This window comes from Frigidibacter sp., from assembly GCF_030695035.1.
In the GTDB taxonomy this organism is placed as follows: Bacteria; Pseudomonadota; Alphaproteobacteria; order Rhodobacterales; family Rhodobacteraceae; genus Frigidibacter.
Map to the genome: position 1 here is coordinate 48051 of NZ_JAUYTT010000014.1, position 23784 is coordinate 71834.

The 23784-nt window shown below is 64.2% G+C and carries 21 protein-coding genes and 1 tRNA gene; 12 read left to right on the forward strand and 10 right to left on the reverse strand.

Features of this window, described 5'->3' with window-relative positions; genetic code table 11:
* Positions 1-34: 34 nt before the first annotated feature.
* Positions 35-1096 (forward strand): tRNA 2-selenouridine(34) synthase MnmH, encoded by a 1062-nt coding sequence (gene mnmH, locus Q8S30_RS14230; protein WP_305666689.1) that lies wholly within the window; start codon positions 35-37, stop codon positions 1094-1096.
* On the opposite strand, the gene selD is transcribed toward mnmH, so the two are convergent.
* A complete protein-coding gene (selD, locus tag Q8S30_RS14235) occupies positions 1083-3248 on the reverse strand; it encodes a selenide, water dikinase SelD (protein ID WP_305666690.1) in 2166 nt (721 codons plus the stop codon). The genes mnmH and selD overlap by 14 nt on opposite strands.
* Positions 3249-3402: 154 nt before the next feature.
* On the opposite strand from selD, the gene Q8S30_RS14240 reads away from it, so the two are divergent.
* Positions 3403-3479: transfer RNA gene (locus Q8S30_RS14240), tRNA-Met, on the forward strand.
* A 64-nt stretch (positions 3480-3543) separates the two neighbouring features.
* Here the strand turns inward: Q8S30_RS14240 and Q8S30_RS14245 are convergent.
* The 9 genes from Q8S30_RS14245 to Q8S30_RS14285 form a co-directional block, all read right to left on the reverse strand.
* The gene (locus Q8S30_RS14245) at positions 3544-3732 is read right to left on the reverse strand and encodes a hypothetical protein (RefSeq protein ID WP_305666691.1); all 189 of its coding nucleotides are present in this window, start codon (positions 3730-3732) and stop codon (positions 3544-3546) included.
* Positions 3733-4186: 454 nt separating this feature from the next.
* Positions 4187-5278 carry a chemotaxis response regulator protein-glutamate methylesterase gene (locus Q8S30_RS14250; protein WP_305666692.1) on the reverse strand — a complete coding sequence of 364 codons (1092 nt, stop codon included), beginning with the start codon at positions 5276-5278 and terminating at the stop codon, positions 4187-4189.
* 4 nt (positions 5279-5282) lie between these two features.
* Positions 5283-6140 (reverse strand): protein-glutamate O-methyltransferase CheR, encoded by an 858-nt coding sequence (locus tag Q8S30_RS14255; RefSeq protein ID WP_305666693.1) that lies wholly within the window; start codon positions 6138-6140, stop codon positions 5283-5285.
* Positions 6137-6652 (reverse strand): chemotaxis protein CheW, encoded by a 516-nt coding sequence (locus tag Q8S30_RS14260; protein WP_305666694.1) that lies wholly within the window; start codon positions 6650-6652, stop codon positions 6137-6139. The genes Q8S30_RS14255 and Q8S30_RS14260 overlap by 4 nt, the downstream gene beginning before the upstream one ends.
* A gap of 79 nt (positions 6653-6731) precedes the next feature.
* Positions 6732-8471 carry a methyl-accepting chemotaxis protein gene (locus Q8S30_RS14265; protein ID WP_305666695.1) on the reverse strand — a complete coding sequence of 580 codons (1740 nt, stop codon included), beginning with the start codon at positions 8469-8471 and terminating at the stop codon, positions 6732-6734.
* Positions 8472-8559: 88 nt separating this feature from the next.
* Positions 8560-9093, reverse strand: a complete 534-nt coding sequence (locus Q8S30_RS14270) for a chemotaxis protein CheW (protein WP_305666696.1) — start codon at positions 9091-9093, stop codon at positions 8560-8562.
* An 11-nt stretch (positions 9094-9104) separates the two neighbouring features.
* Positions 9105-11099: a chemotaxis protein CheA gene (locus Q8S30_RS14275; protein WP_305666697.1), complete on the reverse strand. Its 1995-nt coding sequence runs from the start codon at positions 11097-11099 to the stop codon at positions 9105-9107.
* A 3-nt stretch (positions 11100-11102) separates the two neighbouring features.
* Positions 11103-11468, reverse strand: coding sequence for a response regulator (locus Q8S30_RS14280; protein WP_305666698.1), 366 nt, complete (start codon positions 11466-11468; stop codon positions 11103-11105).
* 59 nt (positions 11469-11527) lie between these two features.
* Positions 11528-11791, reverse strand: a complete 264-nt coding sequence (locus tag Q8S30_RS14285; protein ID WP_305666699.1) for a hypothetical protein — start codon at positions 11789-11791, stop codon at positions 11528-11530.
* Positions 11792-11933: 142 nt separating this feature from the next.
* Between Q8S30_RS14285 and Q8S30_RS14290 the strand changes: the two genes are divergently transcribed.
* The 10 genes from Q8S30_RS14290 (at position 11934) to Q8S30_RS14335 (ending at position 23783) form a co-directional block, all read left to right on the forward strand.
* Positions 11934-13547 carry a hypothetical protein gene (locus tag Q8S30_RS14290; protein ID WP_305666700.1) on the forward strand — a complete coding sequence of 538 codons (1614 nt, stop codon included), beginning with the start codon at positions 11934-11936 and terminating at the stop codon, positions 13545-13547.
* 486 nt (positions 13548-14033) lie between these two features.
* Positions 14034-14366: a hypothetical protein gene (locus tag Q8S30_RS14295; RefSeq protein ID WP_305666701.1), complete on the forward strand. Its 333-nt coding sequence runs from the start codon at positions 14034-14036 to the stop codon at positions 14364-14366.
* Positions 14367-14398: 32 nt separating this feature from the next.
* Positions 14399-16336 (forward strand): AAA family ATPase, encoded by a 1938-nt coding sequence (locus tag Q8S30_RS14300; RefSeq protein WP_305666702.1) that lies wholly within the window; start codon positions 14399-14401, stop codon positions 16334-16336.
* 275 nt (positions 16337-16611) lie between these two features.
* The gene (locus tag Q8S30_RS14305) at positions 16612-17106 is read left to right on the forward strand and encodes a hypothetical protein (protein ID WP_305666703.1); all 495 of its coding nucleotides are present in this window, start codon (positions 16612-16614) and stop codon (positions 17104-17106) included.
* Entirely contained in the window at positions 17090-18853 is a 1764-nt protein-coding gene (locus tag Q8S30_RS14310; protein ID WP_305666704.1) for a phage terminase large subunit family protein, read from the forward strand. Before Q8S30_RS14305 ends, Q8S30_RS14310 begins: the two co-directional genes overlap by 17 nt.
* Before the next feature lie 2 nt (positions 18854-18855).
* Positions 18856-19851, forward strand: coding sequence for a DUF2971 domain-containing protein (locus tag Q8S30_RS14315; protein ID WP_305666705.1), 996 nt, complete (start codon positions 18856-18858; stop codon positions 19849-19851).
* Between the two features lie 151 nt (positions 19852-20002).
* Positions 20003-20509 (forward strand): hypothetical protein, encoded by a 507-nt coding sequence (locus Q8S30_RS14320; protein WP_305666706.1) that lies wholly within the window; start codon positions 20003-20005, stop codon positions 20507-20509.
* 2 nt (positions 20510-20511) lie between these two features.
* Positions 20512-21846, forward strand: a complete 1335-nt coding sequence (locus Q8S30_RS14325) for a phage portal protein (RefSeq protein WP_305666707.1) — start codon at positions 20512-20514, stop codon at positions 21844-21846.
* A complete protein-coding gene (locus Q8S30_RS14330) occupies positions 21839-22021 on the forward strand; it encodes a hypothetical protein (protein ID WP_305666708.1) in 183 nt (60 codons plus the stop codon). The genes Q8S30_RS14325 and Q8S30_RS14330 overlap by 8 nt, the downstream gene beginning before the upstream one ends.
* Complete coding sequence (locus Q8S30_RS14335; RefSeq protein WP_305666709.1) at positions 22014-23783, forward strand: prohead protease/major capsid protein fusion protein; 1770 nt, start codon at positions 22014-22016, stop codon at positions 23781-23783. The genes Q8S30_RS14330 and Q8S30_RS14335 overlap by 8 nt, the downstream gene beginning before the upstream one ends.
* The last annotated feature ends 1 nt before the right edge of the window (position 23784 follow it).

A 23784-nucleotide genomic window follows, 5' to 3' on the forward strand; every position in this document is an offset into this window, starting at 1 on the left:
GGCGGTGCTGGATGCGCTGCGCTAAGGCTGGGCGATGCCGGTAACCCTTGCCTCTATCCCCGACCTTGCACGCCTTGGCGTCGATGCGATCATCGACGTCCGCTCCCCGGCCGAATATGCCGAGGATCATGTGCCGGGCGCGATCAGCCTGCCGGTGCTGGATGACGAAGAACGCGCCCGCGTCGGCACCATCTACAAGCAGCAATCGCCGTTTCTGGCGCGCAAGATCGGCGCGGCGCTGGTGGCGCGGAATGCCGCCGCGCATCTGGAAGGGGCGCTGGCGGACAAGGGCGGCGGTTGGCGGCCCTTGGTCTATTGCTGGCGCGGGGGGCAGCGGTCGGGATCGTTCTCAACCATCCTCGCGCAGGTGGGCTGGCGCAGCGACACAATCGTCGGCGGCTACAAGACCTGGCGGCGGCTGGTGGTGGACATCACCCACGATCTGCCCTTCACCGCGCCGGTGGTGGTGCTGGACGGCAATACCGGCAGCGCCAAGACCGAGGTGCTGGCCCGCGCGGCGGCGCGGGGGGCGCAGGTGATCGACCTCGAGGGGCTCGCGAACCATCGCGGGTCGCTGTTCGGGGCGATGCCGGGCGGGCAGCCTTCCCAAAAGGCGTTCGAGGGGCGGCTGGCGGTGGCGCTGGCGGGAATCGACCCTGCGCGGCCGGTGCTGGTGGAGGCGGAGTCCAATCGCATCGGCCGGGTGACGGTGCCCAAGTCGCTGTGGCTGGCGATGGTGGCGGCGCCGCGGGTGACGATTGAGGCTCCGCTGGGGGCGCGGGCGGGCTATCTGGCGGCGGCCTATGCCGACCTGACGGCGGACGCGGCGGCGCTGGCCGCCGTGGTCGACAAGCTGCGCCCCTTCCATGCCCGCGAGGTGATCGAGCGCTGGCAGGGGATGGCCGGGGCCGGCGCCTTCGCGCCGCTGGCGGGCGAGTTGATGGCCGCGCATTACGACCCGCGCTATGGCAAGGGCCGCGCCAAGCATGGGCCGGAGCGGGAGCGGGTGGTGCAGGCCGCGGCGCTGGATTCCGAAGGGCTGGACCGGCTGACCGATGCGGTACTGGCGGCGGTGAGCGAGCTTATTCCACGATAAGACAGGGCACGCCGGGCTCGATATAGCCGATGATCGCCGCCGGCTCCCCGGCCGCTTGCAAGGCTGCCAGCAGCGCCTCGGCCTGACCACCCGGCACCGCCGCCAGCAGGCCGCCCGCCGTCTGCGGATCGAACAGCAGATCGGCCTGCCAGCCCTTGGGGAAGACCATGCGCCCGGCCACCGCCCGGTTCATCGGCAGCAGGGTGGAGCCGTGGCCGGCCGCCGCCAGTGCTTCGGCCCCCGGCAGAACCGGCACCGCGGCAAAGCTGATCCGGGCGGCGACATCCGAGGCTTCGAGCATTCCCACCAGATGCCCGGCCAGGCCGAAGCCGGTGACATCGGTCATCGCATGGGCATGGGGGGCCAGCAGCGCCGCCGCCGCGGCTTGCGGGCGGGCCATCTGCGCCAGCGCGCCCGCGACCACGGGGCCCGGGGCGGCGCACTGCATTTCCGCGGCCAGGATCACACCGGTGCCGATGGGCCGCGTCAGGATCAGCGCATCACCGGGGCGGGCGCCGGACTGGCCGATGGGCTCCGCCTCCGTCAGGCCGGTGACGGTGAAGCCCACGGTCAGCTCTGCCCCAAGGCTGGTATGGCCGCCGACGATATCGGCCCCCGCCGCGCCGAAAGCCTCGGAGGCCGCGGCCATGATCTCGGCCAGGGTGCGGGCCTGCAGGTCGGGCGACATGCGCGGCAAGATCACCTGCGCCAGTGCGGCTTGCGGGCGCGCGCCCATGGCCCAGATATCGCCCATGGCGTGATGGGCGGTGATCCGTGCCAGCAGCCACGGATCCTCGGTGAAGGCGCGCAGATGGTCGGTGGTGATGACCTGACTTGCGGCGCCATGGGCCAGCACCGCCGCATCATCGCCGGGGCCCGAGAGGACATCGGCGCGGCGCGGGGCGGGAAGGCCCGCGAGGGCCGCGCGCAGATCGGCCTGCCCGACCTTGGCCCCGCACCCGCCGCAGAGCGGCTTGCCGCCAGCCAGCAGGTCGCTGACCCCGGCTGCCACCCGGGCCGGCACCGGCGGGGCGGGCATCGGCGGCAGGTTGTGGAACATCGCCATGAAGCGCCGGTCGATCCGGTCTTTCCAGTGCCAGAGCCAGGCCCCGTTCAACGGCAGGCCGAACTTGTCCGCCACCGCATGGCGGCTGCCGGCCGAGATGAGCTTGAGATAATCGCGTTGCGGGCGGTAGCTGCGCAGCCCGCGGCGGCCGGCCAGCACCTTGCGCAGGTTGTGCAGCAGGATCGGTGCCTCGCGCACCGCGAAGACCCCGGCCTTGGGACGGGGGGCGTGCGACAGATGGGCGATATCGCCGGCGGCGAAGATCGCGGGGTCGGTGATGGATTGCAGGGTGGGGCCGACGGTGACGAAGCCGCCGGTCAGGTGCAGGCCGGTCTGGGCGAGCCAGCCTTGCGGTTGAGTACCCGCCGCGCCGAGGGTGAAGGCAGACGGGACGCGGCGGCCATCGGCCAGCAGCACGGCATCCGGTTCGACCGAGGCGGCGGGGCTGCCGGTCAGCAGCGTGACCCCCAGCCGCTTTAGATGCGCCAGCAGCCGGGCGCGGGCCCCGGCCCCCAGCAGGGGCAGGGCCTGCGGGCCGGCCTCGATCAGTGTGACCTCGGCCCCCGGGCCAAGGCGGTGCGCGGCGGCGAGGGCCAGCTCCACCCCCGCCACGCCGGCGCCGATGACGGCGACCTGCCGCGGGCCTTTCTGCGCCGCGAACGCCTCCCACGCATCGGCGAAGGCATCCAGCGGTTTGGCCGGGTGGGCATGTTCGGCAAAGCCAGGCAGCGATGGCATGTCGGAGGTGATGCCGATGTCGAGGGAGCAGATGTCATAGCCGACCGGGGGACGGCCGGGCACAAGCACATGCCCTTTGGCGCGGTCGATCCCCTCGGCCCGGCCAAGAATCAGCCGCGCGCCGGCATGGCGGGCCAGTTGCACCAGATCCATCTGCAGCGCGGCGCGGGAGTAGTGCCCGGCGATATGGCCGGGCAGCATCCCCGAATAGGCGGCGCTCGGGTCCGGCGAGATCAGCGTGACGCGCACCCCGGGCAGCGGCTCCATCGCCCACATCCGCAGCACCAGCGCATGGGCATGGCCGCCGCCGATCAGCACGAGGTCACGGGTCAGGGGCAACAGTTGCATGAAAGGCTCCCGGTGGCGACGGCTCCCTTGCTGATACCGCCGATGCGGCCGGGGGGCAAAGCGCAAATCGGCACGGGGGGCGTGGCAGCCCCGGCAAGGCCGCGCCGTTTTCCCCTTGACGCCACAGCGCGGCTTCACTAGCAAGCGCCCCATTGGCTAGGTAGCTCAGCTGGTTAGAGCACGTGACTCATAATCACGGGGTCGGGGGTTCGAGTCCCCCCCTCGCCACCACTTCCAACTTACATGTGAAACCAACGCCGGCGTGGCTTCTCACGCCTAGGCCGCTCCCGTTACCTCACCTCACCGCTAGTACCTCGACGATGATCACCGTCGGCGGGGCGGTCGCGGTTGGGGGGCGGATTTCGGGCATCGGAACTCCCGCGGTGGGCGGGAAGGGGAAGAGGAGCTCGGCCAGAAAACCTTCGGGGGCATAGATGAGCTCCGCCTGACCGTTCAGATCCTGCGCGGCGGCGAAACGGACCATCTGGGTGGGTGGTGCGGTTCCGCGAATGGGCGGGTGGGGGCGCGGTCGTTCCGCTCCTGAGGCTGATCGACCGTCGATGCGGCGCGGTAGTGGCATTCTCCCGACTGCTGGGGTCATTCGGGAGATTTCAGAAAGCATGGACGTCAAGCCCGTGCGGGGTGAGACGGCGGCTTCGGGAAGCGGCGGCGGCGGGATGGCAGGCCAAGCGCTTCCGGGAAGAGCCGGCGCTGGAGGTCCGCTGTTCGCGATCCGGTTCGTCTAAATTGGGTGGGGCGGCACCTTGCAAACGGTTGCCTCGGGCACTGCGTACGCCGTGGGCGGAGACCGTGACGCGCGGAGAGCCCGATGTGGCCCGATCTCCGGTCGCTCCACGTAGCCGGGGGAAGACCGGCGCAGGCCCCCGCCGACCGGCCCGGATTTGGCAAGATTTTCTCGGGCCGGTCGTCGGCCGAGGCTAGTGCGGCCGCGCCGCGCCGGCCAGTCGCAGGGCGGCGGGGGCGAGGCGTTCCAGCGGCACCTCATCCTCGACTGCGCCCATGCGCATCGCCTCCTTCGGCATTCCATAGACGACGCAAGTGTCATGATCCTGGCCCAGCGTCCGGGCGCCGGCGTCGCGCATTTCCTTCAGGCCCTTTGCGCCGTCATCGCCCATGCCCGTCATGATGATGCCGATGGCATTCCGCCCCGCATAGCGCGCGACCGACCGGAACAGCACATCGACCGAGGGGCGGTGGCGCGAGACCAGCGGGCCATCGCGCACCTCGACGCTGTAGGAGGCGCCACTGCGTTTGAGCAGGGTGTGCTTCGCGCCCGGCGCGATCAGGGCATGGCCGCGCAGCAGCCGGTCGCCGTCGCGCGCTTCCTTGACGGTGACGCCGCATTCGCCGTCCAGCCGGCGGGCGAAGGCGGCGGTGAAGAGTTCCGGCATGTGCTGCACGATCACGATGGGCGGGCAGTCCAGCGGCATCTGGGTCAGGAACAGCTTCAACGCCTCGGTCCCGCCGGTGGAGGCGCCGACGGCGATGATTATTTCGGTGGTCTTGATCATCGCGCCGACATTCGGGGGCGGCAGCACAGCATCGGCCGTCAGCTTCGCCTCGATCAGCCGCGGGCGCATCGCCGACAGGCGCGCCTGCGCTGCCGCCTTCACCGCGTCGCAGATCTCGATCCGGCTGTCTTCGAGGAAGCCCTTCACGCCCATCTGCGGCTTGCAGATCACATCCACCGCGCCGGCGGCCAGCGCCGCCGCCAGCGTTTCGGTGTTGTCGCCGACCAGCGAGCTGCACATGACCACCGGGATCGGATGCTGGCTCATGAGCTTGCGCAGGAAGGTGACGCCGTCCATCCGCGGCATTTCCACGTCCAGCGTGATCACGTCTGGTTTTTCGGCGCGGATGCGCTGGGCGGCGACGAAGGGATCGCCGGCTGTGCCCATCACCTCCAACTCGGGGTCGGAGGCGATGATCTCGGCCATCGCCTGCCGCACCACTGCGCTGTCATCGACGATCAGGACGCGAAGCTTGCGCGGCTTTGAAGGGTCCAACATGGAGTTACACCTTTTGATAAACCGAGGTCCGCACCTGCCGTAGGCCTGCAGGTGGCTCGGAGAGGCTTTCGGAATGGCCGGTCAGCAGATAGCCGCCGGTCCGCAGGCGGCCGAGGACATTGGCCACGGCGCGGCGCTGATCGTCGGGCCGAAAGTAGATCAGGACGTTGCGCAGGAAGGCGACATCCGCCGTCAGTGACATCCGCGGGTCGAGGTCCACCAGGTTTGCCCAGGCCAGCCGCGCGCGGCCGCGCAGTTCCGGCGCGATGCGGTAGAGGGTGCGGCCCTTCTGCGGCGCTGCGGAGCGCAGCAGCCAGGCCCGGCGCATCGGCTCGTCCAGGCCCGAGATCTCGTCCTCGGTGAACACGGCATTGGCGGCGCGGCGCAGGATCTTGCGCGAGATGTCGGTGCCGACCAGGGCCCAACGCAATTCGCCGGGCTGCTTGGCCGCGAACGCGTCGAGGGTCATGCCCGCGCTCCACAGTTCCGAGCCCAGCGAGCAGGCCGCGCTCCAGACCGTCAGCGGGCGCTCGCGGCCCGCCCCTTGCGCGACCAGTGCGGGCAGGCCCTCGGCGGTGAGCCAGTCGTAATGGACCCGTTCGCGGAAGAAGCTGGTGGTGTGGGTGGTCAGCGCTTCGACAAGGCGCCGCGCCTCTTCATCGCCACCGGGGCCCTTGAGGCTGGCAAGATAGCTCTCGAAATCCCCGCAGCCGATCTCGCGCAGGCGGCGGCTGACGCGCATCTGGATGAAGTCGCGCTTGCTGGGGGCGACGGCTATTCCGCCGATCTCGACCGCGATGGCGACCAGCGCCGCGGCAATATCGGGTGACAGATAGGGCGGTTCGGCAAGGGTGGGGGTCATGTGAAATCGAAGGGATCCTGGGCGTCCTTGCCGAACAGCTCGTCCAGCGCGAGCAGCAGCGTCAGGCGCCCCGCCACCCGCGAGACGCCGCGCAGGACCGAGGCATCCCAGCGGGTCAGGGCACTTGGCGCCGTCTCGATCTCGCCGTCATGGATCTCGACCACGCTCAGCACACGGTCGGCGATCACGCCGACGGCGATGGAGCCGCCCGCGCCGAACTCGAACACCACGATGCGGCCCTCCTCGACCTCGAGCCCGCCCCGCAGGCCGAGCCGCGCGGCCAGGTCGATCACGGCAATGCCCTCGCCGCGCACATCGATCATGCCCAGAAGGTCGGATGGCGCATTCGGAAGCCGGGCAATAGGCTGCAGATCCAGGATTTCGCGGACATGGGCCACCGCCACGGCGAAGACCTGCCCCGACAGCTCAAAGGTGACGTAGGTCTGCGGTTCGGCAGCGATCTCGGAGTCCTCGGGGGACCAGGGATCGGCCAGTGCGGCAGTTGCAGTCATCGCGCCCTCTTGGGTTCGGGAATGGCGGCAAAAGCCGCACGGGGAAGCGGGGCGGCGCGGGCCGCCCCGGCTGCGAGCCTCAGTAGCGGACGAAGTCGGTGTCGGACATGTCGCCGCCCAGATCCAGCGCCACGCCGTTTGCCTTGCCGTTCATGCCTTGGGCGTGGCCGTTCATGCCGCCATTCATGCTGCCCGCTGCCGGGGCATGTGCTGCCGGCGCCGCCTTGCCGGCGCTGCGCTTGCTGCGGATATGGGCAACCGGCTTGGTGGTGCTTTTCGCCGGGGTCCGCGCCGCCGACGCGCGGCGGGCATGATCGTCATCGCCCAAGCGGAAGAAGCTGATCACACCGCGCAGCTGCTCGGATTGCGAGGCCAGCTGTTCCGAGACGCTTGCGGCTTCGGTCGAGGCCGAGGCGTTCTGCTGGATCACGGTATCAAGCTCGCGGATCGCCTCGTTGATCTGCTCTGCGCCGACATTCTGCTCGCGCGTGGCGGCACTGATCTCTTGCACAAGATCGGCGGTGCGCTGGATCGAGGGCACCAGCGCCGCCAGCATTTCGCCGGCCTTCTGGCTGACCTCGACGGTCTTGCCGGACAGCTCGCTGATTTCGCCGGCCGCCTGCTGGCTGCGCTCGGCCAGCTTGCGCACTTCCGAGGCGACCACGGCGAAGCCCTTGCCGTGCTGGCCGGCGCGTGCCGCTTCGACAGCCGCGTTGAGCGCCAGAAGGTCGGTCTGCCGGGCGATTTCCTGGATGATGTTGATCTTTTCGGCAATGGTCTTCATGGCGCGCACCGCCTCGTCCACGGCCTTTCCGCTGTCGGCGGCCTCTTTCGCCGACTGGGTCGCGATCTTCTCGGTCTGCGCGGCATTGTCGGCCGACTGGCGGATATTGGCTGACATCTCCTCCATGCTGGCAGAGGCCTGCTCTGCCGCAGCCGCCTGTTCGGTCGAACCCTCGCTGAGCTGCTCTGCCGTCGCCGACATCGCCTGCGCTCCTTCGGCCACGCCATTCGCGCTGACATTGGCATTCGACATGACGTCGCGCAGCTTCAGGGTCATGGCGCGGGCCGCCGCCAGAAGGCTTTCGTCGTCGCCGTCGCGGACCTTGACCTCTATGGTCAGGTCGCCGGCGGCGATGGAGCGGATCACGCGCTGCGCATAATCCGGCTCGCCGCCGAGCGAGCGCAGGACGCTGCGGGTCAGGTAAACGGCCGTCGAAAGGCCGATGACGAGGGCGGCGGCGATCACGCCGAGCGCCAGCGTCCGCGCGCCAAAGTAGGTCGTATGCGCTTCTTCGCTAGCCGCCTCTCCACCCTGCACGTTCAGGTTCACCAATTCCGAAAGGTGCCCCGAGAACTCGTCAAAGAGCGTCTTGCTGTCGATCAGGGCGCGCGTGGCGGCTTCATTCTCATTCCGGCGCGAGAAGTCGAGGGTGCGCTTGGCGGCGTCGAGGTAGAGATCGAAGCTTCGCACGAAGGTGGCGTAAAGCGCGCGCTCCTGTTCCGACGAGATCAGCGCCTCGTAATCGGCGCGCAACGTGACAAGTGTGGCCTCGACCATGTCCAATTGTTTCTCGACCTCGCGCATCTGCGCGACATCGGTGGTGATGACATGCTGGCTCTGCAGCACACGGAAATCCGACGTGGCCGTATTGAGCTTGTGGACCGTATCAATGCTCGGCATCCAGTTTGTCGTGATCTCGGTCGTGCGATGGTCGATGGCGCCCATCTTCGTGATCGCCACGGCGCCGAGAGTGGCTATGAGCAGCAGGAGCGCGCCGAACGCGGCGGCGAATTTCGCCTTCAGGGAGACGGTCACCGTATTTCCTTTCGTAATTGGTCTGCAGCACGATCAATTCGCCTGCGGTTTGGCGGCCTGCATCAGAGCGCCGGAGTGTCGGGTCAGTTCACGCTTGGGGTGGCCGTTCGTGGCCGGTCGAAGGATCTGGACGGAACAGGGTTTCGGTATCGAGGAGGATGACGAGGCCATCGCCGCGATGGGCGACTCCCTTGACGAATTGCTCGGGCCAGCGGGCGCCGAGCTCTGGCACGGCTTCCAGCGCGGCAAGGTCGGCTTCGATGACCTCCTCCACTCCGTCGGCGAGAATGGCGAGGCGGGTCGGCGCGCCGCCGACCGGCAGCTCCAGCACGATCACCCTGGCCTCCGCACTGGACGTGGCGGGGGGCATCCGCAGCCGCTGACGCACATCGATGAGCGGGGCGATGGCGCCGCGGACGTTGATCAGCCCGGGCGCGAAGGCAGAGGCGTTGGGCACGCACGTGGCCGGGATCGGGTCGAGGATCTCGTGCACGGCGCTGACCGAAATGGCGAAAGCCTCGCCGGACAGGGTGAAGATCAGCACCATATCCGGGATGCCAGGCGGGCGGCGCAGTCCATGCGCCGTCTCTGCGAGGGTCTTGGTCAGGGCGGTCTGTGGCAAGGCGGTCTCCTTCATGCAACCGGGCGGATGGCGGCACGCTCGGCCTGCGCCCGGCGCGCGAGCATCGCGACATCGATGATGAGCGCCACGCCGCCATCGCCGAGGATCGTTGCCCCGGCAAAGCCCTGCACATCGCGGTGATAGACGCTGAGTGTCTTGATGACGGTCTGGTTCTGGCCAAGGATGTCATCGACCACGAGGCCGATGCGTGCGCCGTCCGCCTTGATGATGACCACCCGGCGCCGCGGCTCGGTGCTGGGCGGGCGGGAGAACACGTCATCGAGGTCGAGGAACGGAACGAGGTGCTCGCGGATCTGAAGGATGGTGCGGCCCGACTCGCGCCGCCGTTCGGCGACCTCCATCTCCACGCATTCCTCCACCACCGACAGCGGGATGACGAAAACCGCCTCGCCGAGACGCACCAGCAGCCCGTCGATGATCGCCAGCGTCACCGGCAGCCGCAGCGTCACGCGGGTGCCGCGCCCCGGATGCGACATCACCTCCACCGAGCCGCGCAAGGCGTCAACTGTGGAGCGGACCGCGTCCATCCCAACGCCACGGCCAGATACCGAGGACAGCGCCTTTGCCGTCGAGAATCCCGGCGCGAAGATCAACTGGTGGAGTTCCGTCGTCGTGGGCTGTGCATCGGGGGCCAGCAGCCCGCGCTCCACCGCTTTGGCGCGGATTGCTTCGGCATCAAGGCCGGCGCCGTCATCCTCGATGGCGATCAGCACTTCGCCGCCCTCTTGCCGGGCGGACAGGCGCACGGTGCCGCGGGCCGGTTTGCCTGCGGTGCGGCGGCGGTCGGCATCCTCCAGCCCGTGGTCCATGCTGTTCCGGATCATGTGCACCAGCGGTTCGGACAGGCGGTCGATGACGTTCTTGTCGATCTCGGTCTCGCCGCCTTCGGTGATCAGGGCAACGTCCTTGCTCAGTTCGGCAGAAAGATCGCGCACGACGCGCCGGAACTTGCCGAACACCGCCTCGATCGGCATCATCCGCACCGACAGCGTGGCGTCTCGGAGGCCAGTCACCAGCCGCTCCACCTCCTCGGCCACGCTTTCCAGCTCGGCATCCCCGCGGGCGCCAGCGATCTGGTTGAGCCGCGCCTGCACGATGACCAGCTCGCCAAGCTGATCCATGATCTCGTCGAGTTTCGCGGCGGGAACCCGAACGCTTTCACCGGGGGAATTGGCCGCGGGTCTGGCCGCCTGCCGCGCCGCGGGGGCTGCTACGGCTGCGGCGGCCTGAGCGTCAGCCGCGTCGCCGCCGATCTCTTCGATCTCCAGCAGGGCATCGTCGGCAAAGATGAACACCGCCTCGATGGCGCTGCGCGGCTTGTTGGTTTCCAGCGTGCATCGCCAGGCGAGCAGGCATTCGTCGGCAGCCAGATCCTCGAGCGGTGGCACCGCCGAGACATCGACAGCCATGTCGATGGTGCCGAACCCGGCGAGTTCGGCCATCAGCAGGTCGGGCCGCATGCCGTTGCGCAGCGCGCTCGGCTCTGGCCGGAACAGGATCGACCAGCGCCGCATCCGCGCGATGCTGATCACGTTCGATGTGTCCGCATCGGGGGCTGCTGTGCCGCTCGGGGCCGCCTCGCCGGTGATGGCGGCAAGGCCGGCCAGCAGATCCGCCGCCTCTTGCCCCGCGGCCAGCTCATCCGCCGCGGGGCCGTCGCTGCCGCTGTCGAGCAGGGCTGTCATGTGGTCGCGGGCGCGCAGCGAGAGGTCGATCAGGCGCTGATCAATGGCCAGCCGCCCCTCGCGAACCCTGTCGAAGGCCTCTTCGAAATGATGGGTGAACTGCGCGAGGGTGCTGAACCCGAACATGGCGCCCGAGCCCTTGATCGTGTGCAAGGTGCGAAAGACGGCATCGACCTGAACCAGATCCATCTGGCCGGGCTCTGTTCCCCGCTCCAGATCCAGCAGCAGACCTTCGAGCCCCTCAAGCTGTTCGCGGGCTTCTTGCACAAAGGTGGCGATGGCGGGATTGATCTCTTCCATGTCTCAGCCCGCCAGCTTCTTGGCCACGGCCACCAATGTGTCGGCGTCGAACGGCTTGCTGATCCAGCCCGTCGCCCCGGCGGCCTTGCCCTCGGCCTTCATTTCCGGCTTCGTCTCGGTCGTCAGCATCACGATGGGGACGCCCGAGCCTTTCGGTTCGGCCCGAAGCTTGCGGATCATCTCGATGCCGTTCATCACCGGCATGTTCAGATCGGTGATCACGAGGCTGACGGCCTCGGACTTGAAGCGCGTCAGGCCCTCTGCCCCATCGGCGGCCCCGATGACGCGGTAGCCCTCCGGCTCCAACGTGAACGCGACCATGTCGCGGATCGCCTTGCTGTCATCTACAGTCAGAACGGTTCGGCTCATCAGGTTCTCCAGGAACGGCTTTCGAGATGTCAGACGACGGAAAGGGCTGCCGCGACGCGTCAGACGAGGGGAAGGCCTGCCGCAAGCGGACCGAAGCCGGCGAAAGCGCCGCGGTTTTCAAGAGAGCGCCGGGCGGCCTGCAAAAGCTGTATGGCTGGGGCCGTCGGGGGGGTGCTGGTCAGGTCCAGCATGACCGGCGCGTCCGGCCCTGACGCATCAAGTGACAGCAGCAGCGAGGCAAGTATCCCCGGGGCCGCCTGCACATCTGCATCGCCCTTTATCAGCCAGGAATCGCCGGCCATCGGTGCAATCGTGTCTGTCATGCCGCTCTCCTTTTGGCGCCATCTAGGCCTTGATTCCTTGAGAAGCGGATAACGGCGGCCCGGGTTCAGGGCACTGTCTGGCCGTTACGATTTCTTACCGTTTTCCGGGCGATGCTGCGGCCGTGGGACAGGTGCGGGATTCATGAACATACAGATCACCAGAACGGCCAGGGATGCGACGCAGGAGGTGCGCGCCGCATGTGGAGTGGCCTTCGAGGCACTTGCAGATCGTCTGGGTGACGTGCAGCGCGGGGTGGGTGGCCTGTTGCGGCAGACCAACGAATTGGCCGCGCTTCTCAACACAGACAGCACCGCGCCCGACCCTGCCGCCGCGGTGCTGGGTGCCGCGCGCGGGCTGATCGATCTGCTTGGCACGGACGTGCCGGTCACCACGGGCTATGGGGCGGCGGCGGCCGAGGCGCGCGATGCCCTCAGCCGGATTGACGGCGAAGCCCGCGCGCTGGGCGCCGTGTCTTCGCTGACCCTGATCACGGCGCGGTCGTTGAATGCGCCGGGGCTGGAGGATTATATCCGCACCCTTCGCAGCTTTATCGAAGGCCTGGCCGCAGATGCGCGTGCCCTGGATGAAGGCGTCTGCGCCGTGACCGACAGCCGCCTGCAGGCGCGGGAGGCGGCTGCGCTGGCGCTTCGCGCGCTTAACCAGTCGGTCGCCGCACTTGACGCCAGTGACCCGTCGGCCAACGAAACGGCGTGCGAGACCGCCGCCTTGCGAACCCGCCTGGCGGGCGAGGCGCGGGACGCGGCCGACACCGCCCGGCGTGAGACCAAGGCGCTGATCGCGGGCGTTCAGTTCGCAGACGAGTTCGCGCAGCGCCTGGCACATGTGGAGACGATTCTGGATGATGGGGGCCCGGGAACCCGCGCCCTCGCAGCGGTTCAGATCACCGCCATCGCCGAGGATGCCGAGGGCGTCTGCGACGCGGCAGAGGGCGCGCTGGACCGGCTTGAATTGCTGGGCGGCCAGCTCAGGGCCGGCTTTGGCGAGGGCGGCGGCGAGGGGCCGGTTGCCATCGCGGTGCGCGCCCGGCGCGCCGCGATGGAGGCGGCCCAGAGCCGGGAGGCCGAGATGGTTGCCGCGCTCGACAAGGTGGCGGCCGCCGCGGATGCGATCAGCGCCAGCATCGGCGCGGCCGAATCGCGCTTTGCTGGACTTGGGCGCAGCGCTGCTTCGATCAAACATGCCGCCATAAACGCAACGCTGCTGACCGCCCGCTCGGGGCCGGCCCGCGCGGCATTGGGCGTGCTGGCCGAGGCAGTCCATGCCAGCGCCGTTGTCGCGGGTCGCCAGTCGGTCGTGTGCCGCCGGGCGATCGGCAACCTGTCAGAGGGTTTCGACAGTGCCCGGGTCGCGGCCACGGTCGCCTCTGCGGCAGAGTTCCGCAACGCGATGGCCACCTGTGCCGGCGCGCTGGATACGGCGGATGCCGCGCTGTCCAGACTGACGCAGATGCGCGACAGCGCCGCTGAGGCTGCCGCGATGCTGGTCGAGGCGGTGCGACGATGCCGGTCTGCCGTTGCGCGCGTTCGCGCCACGCAAGGGGACTTGCGGGCGATGGCGGTAGCGACCGCCCCGGCGGGGGCGGAGGATCTGACTGGACTGGGCCGTTTCGAGCCGATTTACACGATGGAGCGTGAGCGGATCGTCCACAGCGCCCTGACAGGCAGCTCTGCACCTTCGGCCGACGCCCCGCCAAAGCTGAGCGCGGAGGATGCGGCGGACTCGATCCTGTTCTGATCCAGCAAGTGTTGGATCTCGCCTGCCACCGCGCAGGCCAAGACCGTCCACGCCTGCCACGGGCGCAGCCAGAGGCCTCTGATTGTTCCAGATCCCTGCGCCACGACAGCTTCGATGGGCACCCGCGGCACAGTGGGGGTGCTGAGGGGCGCGGCTTCAAAGCCCTCGTCCCGGGCCGCTTCAACTGCAGGGGGCGAGGTGGCGGAGCCGAAGTCCGCCAGAGCCAAATCTATACTCCAAATAATCTCTACATATCAACGACTTAAGAAAATCGTGTGCCGCATAATGTGTGGCAAATTGTGCGGCAAATCTGGCCTGACCCCAGAGAGGCTAAGGTTCGAATCCCTTGCAGCCACGCCCCATTATCCAAAGCCTCCGAGCTATTTTAATTATTTGGGAAGTGATAAACCTAATACACCGATTCGTCAAATCGCTAATATACCGTGATGCGACGAGATGGAAATAGGAAAAGAAATGAGGGCCGAAATGCAGATGGAAATGGGTTCATATATTCAACCGAAGATCATGCGCAAGCTGGATAAGGAACGGCGCGTCGATGACCGCTTCTTCGCCAGGTTCCCGCACCGCCTCCACCTGATCCGGCGAGCGACTCCCACAGAGGCTGCCCTCAACGGCCCGGCAGCCAGTGGCCTTCTGCTGGCTGCCGTCCATCGTCTCAATCTTGGCTGCACGGCCCGAATTCTCTTCAGCGCGCCCCGGTCTTATGGCGACACCGACGAATTCGGGGAAGACGAGTCCCGCGCGCTCTTCAACAGGCTCTGTGCAGCAGCCCGCAATAACGAAGCGCGATGGACGTAAAAAGGGGCAGTCCAGAAGGACTGCCCCAAGGTATGGATTACGAAACATCGGGGATCAAGCCAATGCTCAAGACAGATATAATCACGAATCAAGGCGCAAGAGCAATAGCCCTGACCCTTTGCGAAGCCGGAATCAGCCTCTTTCCTTGCGATCACCTGAAGCGCCCATTGGTGAAAGGCGGCTTCAAGACTGCATCGGCCAGTCCCAAACAGATCAAGGCATGGTGGAGGAATTGGCCCGATGCGCTAATCGGAATTCCAACTGGAACCACAAACGAAATTTCCGTCCTTGACTTGGATTTCGGTTGGAAGAAAGGGAAATTCAAGAACGGATATCGCGCCCTCAAGAACTTGGGATACGAGTATTCCCAGCTTTCGAGTTTCATGCAGGAAACCCCGAGCGGCGGCGCGCATATCTATTTCAGCCATTGCCAAGGCTTGAAATCGAGTGCCGACAAAATTGCCCGTGGAGTCGATGTTCGCGCTGAAGGTGGATATGTTGTTTTCTACGGCAATATTCGGGATGCCCTGAATCTGTCGATGGAAACAGCAATAGGACTTCCCGAGTTCCCCGAGGAATTGATCCCCGAAGAGTCGGAAATCAACCGGGGGGACAATGCAGAACTGCCGATAGATCAGGTTCGTGATGCCTTGAACGCTTGCCCGAATGATGGCGACGAATACGGCAGTCGTGATGACTGGCTACGCGTAGGAATGGCGGTTCATGCAGCCACGGGTGGAAGTCGGGAAGGACTCATAGCCTGGAAAGAATGGTCGCGGGAACATGAGTCCTATGATGCCGACAAAACGGAGTCCGCTTGGCGTTCCTTCCGCAAGAAGCAAAACGGAATTACTGCGTCAACACTTCTGGCGGAAGCCCGAAGACATGGCTGGTCCGATATAACCGCCGAAGACTTCGAAGATGACAATGAAACCGAAGCCGAACTGCCGCGCGGCCTCCAGATCGTTTCGCCAGAGGAATGCAGGGATCGCCGGGGATCGCGGCCTTATGTCGTTAAGGGTCTATTGGCGGAAGGCGATATTGCCGCGATCATTGGCGCGCCTGGTGCGGGGAAATCCTTGCTGGCCCCAAGGATCGGCTATGCGGTGGCGCAAGGGCTGCCGGTCTTCGGGCTGAAGGTGCGGCAGGGCGGAGTCCTCTATGTCGCCGCTGAAGACGCCCACGGCATGAAGGATCGCGTGGCAGCCCTCTATGACCTGCATGGTGATGCCCCCGACTTCGGCATTGTGGAGGGCCTGGGCAACCTCCTGGACTCCAACAACGTGAAGGCGCTGCGCCGGGTGGTGAAGGATCGCGGCACCCGCTTAATCCTGATCGACACATTGGCGATGGCCTTCAGCGGGCTGGAAGAGAATGACGCCGCATCAATGGGGCGCGTGGTCGCTGCGGCGCGATCCCTGACGAAATGGGGCGCTGCGGTGGTGCTGATCCACCATGACACCAAGGCGAAAGACGGGTTGCCGCGGGGCCATTCGATCCTGAACGGCGCGCTGGACATGTCGCTGCACCTGACTAGAGAAGGGGAGTTCGTGCAGGCCAGGCCGACGAAGAACCGCAATGGCACATGCGATCTGTCCATAGCGTTCGGCATCGAGACACGAGTCCTGGGTCACGACGAAGACGGCGACGAAATCCGGGCTGCATATGCCGATGATGCCGCAGGGCAGCCACCGCGCGAACGCTCGCTCCCGCGTCCCGCTGCTGCTGCCCTGGAAGAGTTGAAGAGCCTGGGGCAGCCAGTTTCGGTGCAGACGTGGCGCGAAGCCTGCACTTCGGGCCGGGAAGTCTCAGCCTCGGAAAACCTGAAATCCCGACAACAAGCATTTCTTCGGGCGGTTAAGGATTTGTTGGAGCGAAAAATAATCGTCCAGAGCGGCGATATATATTCGATCCGCAGGAAACATGAGCCGATTTGTGCCACAGATTTCGAGGATGATTATGAATATTGATCGGCGACAGACGGCGACAACTGGCGACATGTCGCTTCTTGTCGCCACATCAACCCACGACAAGCGGCAGCGGGATCAGGCGACAGACGGCGACAAGACCCTTAGGGATGTCGCCTGTCGCCACCCTGCCATGTCCAGATATTCACAATTAAATGCTTCGTGGATAATTAATGGATATCCGAGCAATGGGTCCCTCTTGGGGATATGTGATGCGGGTGGCTCCGACCGCCCCATTTCATGCTTTTCCGAAATTATCAAAAATAGGGGAGTCAGTTATGCCTGATATTTCCGAAAATATTCCGGCGTTAATGCTGGAATCAGAATTCGCGGCATGGCTTGGCGTGTCATCCGGCACTGTCCGACAGAAATATCGGGACGGTGTTTTTGTCAAGGATGGAAAATATTATGACGTGCAGAAGTCGGTCCAGAAATATTTGAGCGCGCTTCGGGACAGAGCAGTTCATGCCGGGGGAGCATCGAAAAGCAACCCGGAATTGGATGCGGAAAAGTTGCGGGTTCAGAAGGCAACCGCCGAAAAACTGGAACTGGCAAATGCGAAGGCGCAAGGCGATCTAGTGGACTCGCTGGTGGTGGAACGCGAATGGTCCAGCATCTTGCGCGATGTCAGATCGGCAATTTTAGCAGTTCCCGCTAGAGTTGGCGGCAGCCTGCCGCATCTGACGCCCCATGATCTCGCCGAATTGGAGCGCGAAATCAAAGCTGCGCTAGAGGCTCTTGCGAAAGGGAAGGTCGATGAATTCGAGTATTAAGGCGATCCGGCGCAACGCAATGCAAGCGTTGAAACCGCCCGCAGATATGGCGTTGGCAGACTGGATCGAAGCAAATATCTTCCTGCCGCAGACCGCATCCGCGATGCCCGGAAAGATGAAGCTGTGGAATTATCAGCGCGGTATCTGCGATGTGATTGACGATCCCGGAATCGAAAGGATAACGGTTCTGAAATCGGCGCGCATCGGATATACCGCGTTGCTGAATGGTGTGATCGCCAGTTTTGTTGCGAATTCACCTTGTCCGATGCTGGCGGTCCAACCCACTGCCGATGATGCCCGCGACTGGTCGGTGGAAATCGAACAGTTGTTCGAGGCCTCGCCAGTGCTGCGCGGGCTGCTGTCGGATGAAGCGGACGAAAGCGGGCGTTCAACCATGCTGAACCGGCGCTTCCCCGGCGGTTCGATCAAGTATGTGGCTGCGAAATCCCCACGGAACCTTAGGCGGCATACCGCGAAAATCCTTATCATGGATGAAATCGACGGGTTCGAGGTATCGCAGGAGGGCGATCCTATCGAGTTGGCTACGATGCGAACACTCACCTTCCGGGATCGGAAGATCATCGCGGGTTCGACGCCGGTTTTCGACTATGGCCCGGCAACGCGGCTCTTCGATCAAAGCGACAAGCGGATTTATGAGGTGCCATGCCCGGAGTGTCAGGAATTCTCGGAAATCCGATGGGCGAATATCGAGTGGCCCGAGGGCGAGCCAGACAAGGCAGCCTGGAACTGTCCGAACTGCGGCTGCGTGATCGAAGAGCGGCACAAAGCGAGGATGGTGCAGCAGGGCCGCTGGCGGGCCACAGCGCCCGAGGTGACGGGCCATGCCGGGTTCCGCATCAACGCCCTCGTCAGCCCCCACCACAACGCCCGCTGGGGCAAGCTGGCGGCAGAGTTCATCAAGGCAAAGCGCAGCCCCGACACCTTGCAGGCCTTTACGAACCTCACGCTAGGTGAGCCGTGGAAGACCGAGGGCGATGACCTGTCGGAGTCCGATCTGTTCCAGCGCCGGGAAGCCTTTAGCCTCGCCGCCCTCCCGCCCGAGGTTCTTTGGCTCACTGCCGGAATCGATGTTCAGGATGATCGGCTAGAGGTGGTGGTGATGGGGCACAGCGAAGCCGAATTGTTCGTTCTGGATCACAGGGTGTTTTGGGGGCCGGTGGACGGGGAAGCGGTTTGGCTCGACCTGGACTCCCTCCTGGGGGAGACATTCCAGCATCCCCACGGCGGCACGATGAAGATTGACGCGGCTTGCATCGACTCCGGCGACGGCGGGCACACGGAAATCGTTCACGGCTTCACTCGATCCCGTTTCGGGCGGCGGGTAGTTAGCATCAAGGGTGCACACGGATTTTCGCGGGCTTTCCTTCAGCGGAGCGGATCGAAATCACCGTTGTGGCTGGTGGGAGTCGATGCGGTGAAGTCGCAGTTGTTCCAGCGGCTCGCACGGGGGAAGGGCGTGAGGTTCAGCAACGCGCTTGAAGCGGTTTACTTCGAGCAACTAACCTCGGAGCGGCGGGTGATGCGCTACGTCCGAGGCCGCCCGGAGGTGAGATTTGAGCGGGCAGTGGGTAAGAAGGCGGAAACGCTGGATGCCACGGTTTACGCATGGGCTGCACGGCAACTGATCGGACAGAAGATCGAAATGAGGGAAGCCGAACTCGCATCAGTGACAGTTTTGAAAAAGGCTCCTAGGGTGGTTCGGAGCAAGTGGTTGAACGGGAATTGAAGATGCAGATGGATTGGGAAAATCCGGATATGGTCAAAATGTATAAGGAAATCTTCTTTCCTTGTGCGAGTGAGAAAATGGACAACTTGAGAAGAGCCAACATAAAATTCTCTCACTACACGAGCGCCGAAAACGCCCTAAACATAATATCCGGAAAAAGTGTTTGGTTGAGAAATACAAACGTGATGAACGATTTCTCTGAGGTGCAGCACGGTCACGAGTGCATTCGGGCGGCGTGGGACGACCCTAGTGTTGGCGGAAGGCTGAAATCGGCCTTGAACTCTGTTTGGGCCGGAACCTTTGACAAGATTTGGGAGACATTTCAGGAATCGGATAGTCTTCGTGGTTTGGATAGTTACATGATTTCCATAAGCGAGCACGGAAACTCAGACAATAGAGAGGAGTTGTATGGGCGCCTTTCAATGTGGCGGGCCTACGGAGGCAGCACAAATGTGGCCTTTGTTTTTAACAATAGCCCGTTCATCAATGAATCCGATGCGCTAAACGCATACACAAGTCCGGTGTTGTATGCGGATATCGAAACATTCAAGCCGCAGTTTCTGAGGGTTGTAGAGGGTGTTGAGAAATACAAGCACATATTGAGCTATGTGGATCGAGAGGCAGTCATACATAGCTTTGTTTCGGCGCTTCACTTTGCGGCGCTGTCGACCAAACACCCAGGCTTCTGGGAGGAAAGAGAGTGGCGCGTTATCTACACGCCGAAATTTTCTTTGACCGGAAAGTTCTCGGACAAGATCAAGTCTTCCATAAGATGCGTTTCCGGCGTTCCCCAAAGAATTTATACGCTGAACCTAGAAAACTATCCGGATGAGGGCCATATTGGAGCTACTTTACCGGAATTGCTGGAGGAGGTTATTATAGGCCCAACCGCGTATCCCTGGCCGATCTATGACGCCATAGTTGAAGAGCTAAACAGGGCGGGGGTGCCGAATGCGGAAAAGAAGGTCCGCGTCTCAGCAATCCCGCTTCGAAGGTGAATTCAGGATAGAACTGAAAATAGAATTCAAAACGGAATTAAAATCGGAATTCACTTGACCTGAATGACAATAGGCAATTGGTGAATAAGCTCTTGCGTCACTTGTGATTCGCGCGCAATAAGGGCTGCAACCCCAATAGGAGGATGCAGCAATGAGATACGCCGACTTTTTCCCGATCCTTGCCGAGTTTCGAAACGTTCCTGAATTCGTTATTCAGAACCAACTGAAAAACCCCGCATTTCGCGTTCATATTCCGGGAACTCCCGGCCCCCATATCAACAGCCCGCACGACTATGAGCGCCGGGATATGATCCGCGCAGCAATTCTTCTGAATTCTGCCGATCACGGGTTCACGACCCCCGAAATGTCGTGCTTCGCCGCCGCGCTTGACGACTACCCGACGACCTTCGGCGGTGGTCCCGAGTATGTTGATATAAGCGGACTCGATGCCATCATTCGCGGCGCGGAAGTCGGCGATGCGTGGGAAATCGTTGTGGCACTGGATGCCGTGACGCCGCTGCGCCGCAGCCTTCGGGTTCATGTGACCTGGGCGGGATGGCTGGACGATCCGAATTCCTACGCGGTCCAACTTCGCGGCAAACTCGGAACCCTTCGCATCCCTGCATCGCGCCTGATCGCGCCGCTGCTGCCGGTGTAAGCATGGCCTTCCCGTTCCGAAACCCCTTCCGACGCCGCGACGGCGCCCCGATGCAGACTCGTCGCTTCGACGGGGCCGCGGGTGGACGCCGGGGTTTCGGCATAGGCAGCTTCGGGCGCGTTGGCAGTGAAACCGTGCTGGCGGGGCCAACGCTCCGCAACCGCGCCAGGTATCAGGCCGCGAACAACCCGTGGATCGCCAATGCGACTGCGAACATCGTGGGCGCGATGGTCGGGGCAGGCATCGAGCCTACCGGCAACCCTGACGCCGTAGCCTACTGGAATGTCTGGGCCGACTCCGCAGACGCGGAAGGCCGGACAGACGTTCGCGGTTTGGTGGCCGCAGTGGTATTGTCGATGATCGTGGATGGTGAAGCCGTCCTGCAAATCATCGACGCGCCCGAGGGGCCGCGTGTTCGCCTGATCCCGGCGGAACTGCTTGATGAAGCCATGACACGGGAATTGAGCGATGGTCGGTTCATCGTATCTGGCGTGGAATTCAACGCCGATGGCACCCGTGCCGCCTATTACATCCTACCGAACCGTCCGACAGATGTATTTGCGACGACCGGAAATCCGATCAGAGTCCCCGCTTCGGAAATCCTCCATATTTACAAACCGATTGGAGCCGGGCAGGTTCGCGGGGTTTCGTGGCTGGCCTCGATCATCCTTCCGGCGAATGAACTGGATCAATTGGTAGATGCGCTGGCAATGGGTGCCAAGGTGGCAGCGATGTTCGCCGGGTTTATCACCAATCAGAACGCAGTCGGTGGGGACGATCCGTTCGACGGGGAGTCCCAGCCTAGCCTAGAGCCGGGAACGCTTGTTCGACTCGGTGGCGGCTGGGACATCAAATTCGCCGCGCCGGGGCAGGTCCAGCAGGTTGAACCCCTGCTGAAACATGGGCTGCGCCAGCTTGCCGCTGGTTTGGGAATTCCGTCGCACATGCTGGACGGCGATTTGTCGGACGCGAATTACAGCAGCTTGCGCGCTGGATTGCTGCCGTTCAGGCAACGTATGGAGCAAGTCCAGTATCACGTCCTTGTTCCGCAACTTCTGAATCCGATCTGGAATCGTGTTGTCGCGCATGGCGTCGTTTCTGGGGAAATCGCTGCGCCCGATTACGAGACAAACCCGCGCGCCTATCGTGCGGAATGGATCATGCCAGCGGCAATGCAGGTGGACCCGCAGAAGCAGGTGAACGCCGATATTGCCGAATTGAAAGCCGGATTGACCAGTCGTCGGAAGCTGGTGGCGCAACGGGGTTGGGCACTGGCAGACCTTGACGCCGAATTGCAGGCTGAAGGTTGGAAGCCGGAGGCGAAATCAAATGGCTAAACGCGCCGCAAAACGGAAAGTGCAGCCTGTGCAACAGGTCAGGATGACCGCTGATATCCACAAGGCGTCTGTCATTATTAATCCCGAAACCGGCGAGAAATGGGCGCGGGATGATGCAAGAGCGGTTCGCCTGAAAACGAAAATCCTGAATCTCGCGGGGAAATCAGATGCCTGAAGACATGATCCGCAGCGTCGAATTCCGCAAGAATTCCTATGATGCGCAGAGCCGGACCTTTGAAGCCGTGATCGCCACCGAGACTCCGGTGCTGCGCCATGATGCACAAGGCCCGTATCTCGAAATACTTCCTGCTGAAGCGTTCGACCTCAGCAACCAGAATTTGCCCCTCCTGGACTCGCACAATACCGGCACGGTGCGGGCGATCCTGGGGCGAACGGAGTCCATCCGGCGCGCGGATCAGCAGATCGTCGCCACCATTCGACTCAGTGCTGCCGAAGATGTTGCCCCAATCGGGCAGCGGATCGCAGACGGAACCTTGGATGGTGTCAGCATCGGCTACCGCGCGACCGGATGGATAACACGCCGGGAGGGCGCGCAGCGGATCAGAACCGCTGGCAGCGTCGTGCCGCGCGAAGTGACTCTAACCAGCAATCCCGCCGATCCGAATTCGGGTGTGCGGCAACAACAGGAGGCCGCCGTGCCGAAAGACAATATCGAAGATGGCCGCGCCGCGCTGATCCAGCGTGTTCGGGCGGCTCACAACCTGCCCGAGGATTTCCAAACTCGCATGGAAGAGGCGGGCGAGGAAATCGGCGATGATGAAATTCGCCAGGCTGGCCGCGATGAAGCCGCCGCGATCCGTGCTGCGAAGCCCGAGCCGGTTCGACTCCGTTTTCAGACAGGGGCAACCGATGAGGAAATGGTTGCGTTCCTCCGGGAACGCCGGGCCGAGGCGCTGGCCTGCCGGATGACCGGGGAGGCCCCCAGCGAGGCTGCCCGGCCCTTCATGGCGATGGGGCTTCAGGACTTCGCCCGTGAGGCTCTGGCGACCGCTGGCGTGGCTGTCCGCAGCCTTGGCGCTGAAGAGGTGATGACCCGCGCCATGCACGGGACCTCTGATTTCCCCGAACTGCTGACCGCCAGCGGCAACCGCGTTCTGGCGAGCGGCTATCAGGCCGCACAAAGCCCGCTGAAAGCCTTGGCCCGGCAGCGCACTATGTCCGACTTTCGGGCAACCTCGATTCTGAAGCTGGGCGAATTCAGCGGGCTTCAGAAGGTCACGGAGTCCGGCGAGATCAAAGCCATGACGACTGGCGAAGCGAAAGAGGGCTATGCGCTGGATACCTTCGGCGGCACCTTCGCGCTGTCCCGCAAGGCGATCATCAATGATGATCTGGGGGGCTTTGGCCGCTGGAGCGAAATGATGGGCCGGGCAGCCGCCGAGACGGAAGCTAAGCAGCTTATGGCCCTGCTGACGGTCAACGCGGGTGGCGGGGTGAAGCTGGGCGATGGGGTCAACCTGTTCCACGCAGATCATGGCAACCTTGCCGCTGCCGGGGCGGCCCTTTCGGAAACCTCGCTCTCCGCCGCCCGGCTCGCCCTTCGCACCCAAAAGGGACTCGACGGCAAGACTCCGGTCAATGTCGTGCCCAAATTCCTGCTGGTCGGTCCTGCGCTGGAAACCACGGCGGAAAAGCTGTTGGCGACCATCAATGCCACCACGACCGGCGATGTGAACCCCTTCGGCGGCAAGCTGACGCTGCTGGTGGAGCCGCGCATCACCACCACTGCCTGGTATGTGTTCGCCGATCCCGCAACGGCCCCGGTGCTGGAATATGCCTATCTGTCGTCGGCACCCGGTCCGCAACTGTCCAGCCGCGATGGTTGGGAAGTCCTGGGCCGTGAATTCCGGGTGGTCCTGGACTTCGGCTGCGGCGCTGTCGATCACCGCGGCGCCTACCGCAACGCGGGGGTCTAAT

Coding starts and splice junctions, on each gene's coding strand:
- Q8S30_RS14245 (WP_305666691.1), bottom strand. CDS start 3,732: ATGGTCCGTTTCGCCGCCGCGCAGGATCTGAACGGTCAGGCGGAGCTC.
- Q8S30_RS14280 (WP_305666698.1), bottom strand. CDS start 11,468: ATGAGCCGAACCGTTCTGACTGTAGATGACAGCAAGGCGATCCGCGAC.
- Q8S30_RS14300 (WP_305666702.1), top strand. CDS start 14,399: ATGGATTACGAAACATCGGGGATCAAGCCAATGCTCAAGACAGATATA.
- Q8S30_RS14325 (WP_305666707.1), top strand. CDS start 20,512: ATGGCCTTCCCGTTCCGAAACCCCTTCCGACGCCGCGACGGCGCCCCG.
- Q8S30_RS14285 (WP_305666699.1), bottom strand. CDS start 11,791: ATGACAGACACGATTGCACCGATGGCCGGCGATTCCTGGCTGATAAAG.
- selD (WP_305666690.1), bottom strand. CDS start 3,248: ATGCAACTGTTGCCCCTGACCCGTGACCTCGTGCTGATCGGCGGCGGC.
- Q8S30_RS14275 (WP_305666697.1), bottom strand. CDS start 11,099: ATGGAAGAGATCAATCCCGCCATCGCCACCTTTGTGCAAGAAGCCCGC.
- mnmH (WP_305666689.1), top strand. CDS start 35: ATGCCGGTAACCCTTGCCTCTATCCCCGACCTTGCACGCCTTGGCGTC.
- Q8S30_RS14290 (WP_305666700.1), top strand. CDS start 11,934: ATGAACATACAGATCACCAGAACGGCCAGGGATGCGACGCAGGAGGTG.
- Q8S30_RS14310 (WP_305666704.1), top strand. CDS start 17,090: ATGAATTCGAGTATTAAGGCGATCCGGCGCAACGCAATGCAAGCGTTG.
- Q8S30_RS14305 (WP_305666703.1), top strand. CDS start 16,612: ATGCCTGATATTTCCGAAAATATTCCGGCGTTAATGCTGGAATCAGAA.
- Q8S30_RS14260 (WP_305666694.1), bottom strand. CDS start 6,652: ATGACTGCAACTGCCGCACTGGCCGATCCCTGGTCCCCCGAGGACTCC.
- Q8S30_RS14315 (WP_305666705.1), top strand. CDS start 18,856: ATGCAGATGGATTGGGAAAATCCGGATATGGTCAAAATGTATAAGGAA.
- Q8S30_RS14255 (WP_305666693.1), bottom strand. CDS start 6,140: ATGACCCCCACCCTTGCCGAACCGCCCTATCTGTCACCCGATATTGCC.
- Q8S30_RS14335 (WP_305666709.1), top strand. CDS start 22,014: ATGCCTGAAGACATGATCCGCAGCGTCGAATTCCGCAAGAATTCCTAT.
- Q8S30_RS14295 (WP_305666701.1), top strand. CDS start 14,034: ATGCAGATGGAAATGGGTTCATATATTCAACCGAAGATCATGCGCAAG.
- Q8S30_RS14320 (WP_305666706.1), top strand. CDS start 20,003: ATGAGATACGCCGACTTTTTCCCGATCCTTGCCGAGTTTCGAAACGTT.
- Q8S30_RS14330 (WP_305666708.1), top strand. CDS start 21,839: ATGGCTAAACGCGCCGCAAAACGGAAAGTGCAGCCTGTGCAACAGGTC.
- Q8S30_RS14250 (WP_305666692.1), bottom strand. CDS start 5,278: ATGTTGGACCCTTCAAAGCCGCGCAAGCTTCGCGTCCTGATCGTCGAT.